The sequence below is a fragment of the Mesorhizobium sp. M4A.F.Ca.ET.050.02.1.1 genome, from assembly GCF_003997725.1.
Taxonomy (GTDB): Bacteria; Pseudomonadota; Alphaproteobacteria; order Rhizobiales; family Rhizobiaceae; genus Mesorhizobium.
This window is the reverse complement of sequence record NZ_RZSG01000949.1, coordinates 1-2,064: the sequence shown is the minus strand read 5'-3', so window position 1 is coordinate 2,064 and position 2,064 is coordinate 1. Positions and strand designations below refer to the sequence as shown.

2 protein-coding genes are annotated in these 2,064 nt (G+C 63.2%); both read right to left on the bottom strand.

Annotated features, from left to right (window positions below):
* Positions 1 to 324: cation:proton antiporter (locus EOA33_RS33515; protein WP_190234457.1), on the bottom strand; the 324-nt coding region annotated here is incomplete at its 3' end.
* Between the two features lie 135 nt (positions 325 to 459).
* On the bottom strand, positions 460 to 1,713 hold the full coding sequence (locus EOA33_RS33510) for a murein L,D-transpeptidase (RefSeq protein WP_126054948.1): 1,254 nt from the start codon (positions 1,711 to 1,713) through the stop codon (positions 460 to 462).
* Positions 1,714 to 2,064: the final 351 nt, after the last annotated feature.

Sequence of the window (2,064 nt, the reverse complement as noted above, 5' to 3'; positions counted from 1 at the left end):
GCTCGGCACCAACCAGTGCAAGGCATAGCCGAAGCCGACGATGGTGAAGAAGACCAGCCCGACGGCAAGGTCGAGGATCGGCCCGCGCAGCGCCAGAAGCTCGCGCTTGGGCGCGGCCACGGCATCGCCGAACAGGAGCGGCGGGATGAACACCAGGAGGAACAGCTCCGGGTCGATCTCGACATGCAGGCCGCGCGCCGGCCAGGCAAGGGCCGCACCGATGGCGATCTGCAGCACCGGCAGCGGCAGGCGCACTAGCCGAACCAACGCGCCGGAAAGCGCGACGAACACGAGCACGACCAGGATGAACACGGCGACATGCATGGCGGCGATTCCGAATATGCCCGACCATGCGCAAAGCAGGCCGTGCCGTCCAGTCGCGACGAAGACTAGCTGACGGAAGGTGGAAAGCAAAAAGGCCGCCCTAGAGGCGGCCTTTTCTGGAAATATATCAATTGCTTATAGCGAAGACGTGATCTGCAGCGCGTCGTTGCCGTCGAGACCGTAAATGTCGTCGCGGAACTGCACGACGCCTGGTCCCGTCGACCAGGCCGACAGGTAGAGGAAGTGTACCGGCACCGGATTGGTCACTTGAACCGGGGTGTTCTCGCCGGTCTTGATCGTCGCCTCGAAATGCTGGCGGTCCCAGCCGGGCGTGTCGCGCAGAATCCAGGTGACGAGGTCGCGCACGTTCTGGACGCGCACGCAGCCCGAGGAATCGAAGCGCATCAGCTTGCCGAACAGGCTCTGCTGCGGCGTGTCGTGCATATAGACGCCATCCGGGCTGGGGAAATTGATCTTGACCGAGGCCATGGCGTTGCCGGCGCCCGGATCCTGGCGGAAGCGGTACTTCTCGGCGTCGTCCGTCGACCAGTCGACCGTCATTGGATCGACCTCGCTGCCATCCGGCGCGAACAGGCGGATGTGGCTGTCCTTGAGGTAGTTGGGATCCTTGCGCATCAGCGGAATGATATCCTTGCGCACGATCGAAACCGGGGCATTCCAGTAGGGATTGACGATGATCTCGTTGATCTTGGAATTCACGATCGGCGTCTGGCGGTCGATCTTGCCGACGATCGCGGTGTGGCGCAGCACGACGCGGTCGTTCTCGACTGCCTCGATCTGGGCCGCCGGAATGTCGACCAGCACGTAACGGTTGCCCAGCGTGCCTGCCTTTTCGCGCAGACGCTGCAGGTTGGTCTGCAGCTGGCCAAGCCGGATCTGCGCCGAAACATTCATCGCGGTGTAGGTGTATTTGCCCATGGCGCCGTCGGCCGGCAGGCCGTGGCGAAGCTGGAAGCGCTTGACGGCGGCGTCGACGTAGGAATCGAACGAGGTCGAGATGCCGGCGCTCTGCGACAGATCGCCCGAGATCATCAGCCGCTTGCGCAGCGGCACCACATCCGGATCCTCGACGCCGAGCTGCAGCTTCTTGGTCGCGGGCACCTGCTCCCAGCCACCCTGGCCGGCGATGGTCTGGTACTGCGCCACCGCCTGCTCGGTGAAGGCGACGGTCTGCAGGCTGAAGATCGGCAGCGTCGAGGCCACCTTGCCGCCCTCGCTGGCGCGGGCGTCGAACTGGTCGTCCCAATTGCCGCGGGCCGAAGATTTCAGGATGTCCCCGATCACGTCCTGCGCGCTGGCGCTGTTGGCAACCATGGCCGCGGCAAGCGCGGAGGCTCCGGAAAGGAAGAAACGGCGGCTGGTTCTCATGGACGTTCTCTAAGTAATCTGGTCACTGCTGCGTTGATCGTTGGGCGATCCCGCCCGCACTTTATGGTTGGCAATCTTAACAATTAGCCAACCATAGCCGGTGTCACTTCAGCGTGAAACACGCGGCGTGACGCAACTTCCGGATGAAGGCAAGCTTGCGGCCGCAGCATCATCCGCATTCTCGCTTTCACCGCGATTATGGCGGCAACGTGGCCTTGGCCCGCGATTTGCTTCCGGCGAGGCGATGAAAGCAAGGGAACGGGGCTTTTTTGGCACCCATGGGAGAATCCAAGCATCTGACCTGAAGCGGCCTTCGTCCCAATCTCAACACCAGCGCGCCCGACCACGCCC